2 protein-coding genes and 1 pseudogene are annotated in these 3431 nt (G+C 53.8%); 1 reads left to right on the top strand and 2 read right to left on the bottom strand.

Translation table 11 applies throughout. The annotated features are described in order from the left end of the window. Positions 1-206: 206 nt before the first annotated feature. Positions 207-1421, bottom strand: a complete 1215-nt coding sequence (locus tag ACXJ5O_RS22130) for a glycosyltransferase family 4 protein (protein ID WP_457301775.1) — start codon at positions 1419-1421, stop codon at positions 207-209. Positions 1422-1732: 311 nt separating this feature from the next. Between ACXJ5O_RS22130 and ACXJ5O_RS22135 the strand changes: the two genes are divergently transcribed. Then, entirely contained in the window at positions 1733-2977 is a 1245-nt protein-coding gene (locus ACXJ5O_RS22135) for a polysaccharide pyruvyl transferase family protein (protein ID WP_457301776.1), read from the top strand. Here ACXJ5O_RS22135 and ACXJ5O_RS22140 read toward each other — a convergent pair. After that, positions 2946-3431, bottom strand: a pseudogene (locus ACXJ5O_RS22140) (glycosyltransferase family 2 protein); the annotation flags it as partial. The gene ACXJ5O_RS22135 and the pseudogene ACXJ5O_RS22140 overlap by 32 nt on opposite strands.

A 3431-nucleotide genomic window follows, 5' to 3' on the forward strand; every position in this document is an offset into this window, starting at 1 on the left:
TATTGATCGTCACCCTTGGCATAGGTATGTGCCCCCCCGGGAATTACATGGTGGGCAAGTGCGCGGAGGCGGCTTGATTCCTCGAAATTGTTGATAAACTCTGTCATCTGCCCAACCTTGTCGACATCTTGGCCAGCACAGCTGGCGATAAAACGCTGAGCGAAACTATGGGGGTTTTAGGCCACATTTTCACTTCGGCAATTCAGTTACGAGAAAGAGCCAAAAGGYGTATAGGGGTACCGCTCTCTCATAACACGCAACCAGTTCTTGACCGGCCGTGGCACGTATGTGCGCAAGCCGGAACGAAGCCCCCGCGGGAAAGCCCAGTTATTCAGATCAAGCGGAGCGGCTATAGCTGGCCTCGTGGCAACAACACGATCAATGACGTGATAATATCGCTTGGCCATTCCTTCGAAAGTGAATGCATGTTCGGCTGCCTCCGTCGCCGCAAACGAAGCGCTGGCGAGTTTGGCTGGATCGACATTGAGCTTTGAGATTGTCCGTGCTGCCTCAGCATAGTCACCGACCGGAAAAAGAAAGCCGCTTTTCTTATCAGCAACGATAGTATCCGTCACACCTTGTATATGCGAAACAATTGGCACGCACCCTGACGCCATCGCCTCGATAAGGGTCATCGGGTAGCCCTCGAACCGGGACGGCATGATCAGAACATCGTGATCGAACAACAGTTGTGGAATGCGATCCGGTTGAATCGCCCCTAGAAAGATTACCCTCTCTTTGTGATGGGACAGCTTTCTCCTCAGTTGCTCAAGGTCTGGTCCATTGCCAGCAATCGTCAGGCTCACCGATGCGGGCGAGTTATCCATAATACCGGGCAGCCAGAATACACCCTTGGACGCGTCCTCAATGCGGCCGAGAGAGAGCATCTTAAGGCCATGTGCCCCGCGAGAAACGCGTTTGAGAGCCGTGAATGGTTCAATATCGATGGCGTTGGCGATTACAAACGTGCGTTGCTCGTCAAATTTGTATTTCTCTATCAGATCGCGGCGACAGCGCTCTGATACGCCAATCGTAGCGTGGACGTGGTCCTTGATAGCTGTAGCCGCTGCATAGGTCCCCGGAGTGATATTGTGAACAATCATGATGCGAATGATATCGGCCGGTAGATAGCGCGCGATGTTCATCTGGATGCGGTCAGTCAGAACGTTGACGAATATGCCATCGAATCCGCCGTTCTGCACAGCCGAGGCCACCGATCTCGCCTGCTCCTGTTCATCTGCCGCTTCTGGCGCTTCCACCATGGTGCCAAAGGCGGCCTCGGACTGCCATTCTGGCAATAGAGGATCGCCGAACCCGAGCCAATGCACGTCTATCCCGTGCATTGCCAAACCTTTGCGCAATTGCTTGAACACGGTGTAGGTGCCACCGAGGTGCGGACGAACAAAGTACGCGAACTTCATGGGCATTGACCTCAAACTGTCCCGACGCCTGCCGCCGAAACCCAATTGAAATCATCATAGAGCCAGAAGCCTACAGAGCAGAATGCGCCGTGAAGGGTAATAGATGCAGCCTTTTGGAGGAGAACCCCAGTCGTTCGGTTGCTGCTGATATTCCAATGGCCATGTGTCGTTTGTCAGCAGATGGCAGCAAAATCAAAATGACAAACAAGTGGATCGGCTCGCGTCTGCGGGCGCGTCCGACAGCTTGAGTCGAGTCGTTGAAATAAAGCGTGTCCTGTAGCAGATCAAACAGGTCGATTGAGAGGCCTTGGATGAAAATCGCCTTGCTGGGTCAGTTCGGCAGCGGAAATACGGGTAATGACGGCTCACTTGAAGCCATGCTGGACTTTCTGCGTTCGTCAAAGGTCGATGCGGAGCTCCTCTGCATTTGTTCCAATCCGGAGGCCATTGCGAAAAAATATAATATTGAAGCAATAAGCATCCGCGTAATTGTCGCGAGAGGCCGCTGGTTCAACCGCATCAATCGAATACTCGGTGATATTCCCCGACAAGTGATCGGATTCTATACCATCCTCGCTCAACTCAATGGGCTGGATCTGATGATTATCCCAGGAACAGGGATACTGGACGATTTTCAGGAGACCGCATTTGGCTGGCCCTTCGTGATCCTCAGGTGGTGTTTAGCCGCCAGACTGAACCGTATGCGCATTGCCTTCGTCAGCATCGGCGCCGGACCAATCAGACTGCCTCTGAGCCGCCTGTTCTTGAAAACCGGGGCGCGGATGGCACACTACCGTTCCTATCGCGATAAACTATCGCGAGATTTCATGAAGAGCATCGGTTTTGACGTTAGTCGCGATCCACTTAGCGCCGATCTCGCTTTTGGTCTTCCTGCCGCAGCGGAATCCAGTCGTGAGAACCCGACTGCAGTCTACGTTGGGGTGGGCGTAATGGCTTATTCCGGTTGGAAGAAAGCCGACGAAGACGGAGAGGCCATTTATCGCACGTATTTGGACAAAATTGCCCAATTCATTTCCTGGCTGCAGGAGCGCGGACTGAACGTAAGATTGTTGACTGGAGATATCGTTGATCGTCGGGCCGTTGTCGACATCATGAATATGTTTCCCCAAAATGAGGCCAATAGTGGCAGCGAGCATATTGTGGCGGAGGAGATGACCTCGCTGCATGACGTGATGGCGCAAATTGCGCATACCGATATCGTTGTTGCAACGCGCTACCACAATGTCGTCTGTGCGCTGCGAATGGGCCGCCCGGTGATCTCACTGGCCTACTCATCAAAAAACGACGCGCTGCTTAACGCAACCGGCCTTGAAGAATATTGCCACTACGTCGAAACATTCGATGTCGAAGTCTTGAAATCCCAAGTTGAGAAAATGCTGGCCGATCGTGCACGTCTTGTATTGGAAGTGAAAAAAGGCGTAGCTGCCTTCAGGACGCAACTGGCCGAACAAGAGGCTTCAATTCAAGCAACCCTGTTTGAAATTGCAGAAAAGCACGGCGAAATCAGGGACGTGAGCCAGCTTCCCCAATCCTGAAACGCTTTGTTCCACGCGCCCACATGTCGACGAGGCGCTGGAGGCGATGCAGTGTATCGGGCCTTTGGAGCAGATATCCGACAGGTGGCAGAAGCGCTGTTACAGGACGCCAGCGGAAAGCTAGCTTCAACAGCTCACCCACACCCTTTTCTCCGCGAAGAAGATGCGAGATCGCCGACCAGTAGGCACGCTCCGCCAGGCCTCGGCGTGCGAGGCGATGCAGATATTTGGCGTCGGGCATTTCGCCACCCTCGTGGGCGAAGAAGCATTCGGCCGCATCGGCAGTGTGCAAAATATGCAAGATCTGACGCGCCCACAAATCGCTGGAACGATTTGTGCCGTGCGTGCGAATGCCCGCCTGGATGCAATCGAGCTCGGCTACACTGCCGTGTAGCGCCAAGCGCAGCCATACGTCGTAGTCGTCGCTGTGCGGAAGTTCCGTGCGATAGTAACC

It is taken from the genome of Phyllobacterium sp. P5_D12 (genome assembly GCF_054049495.1).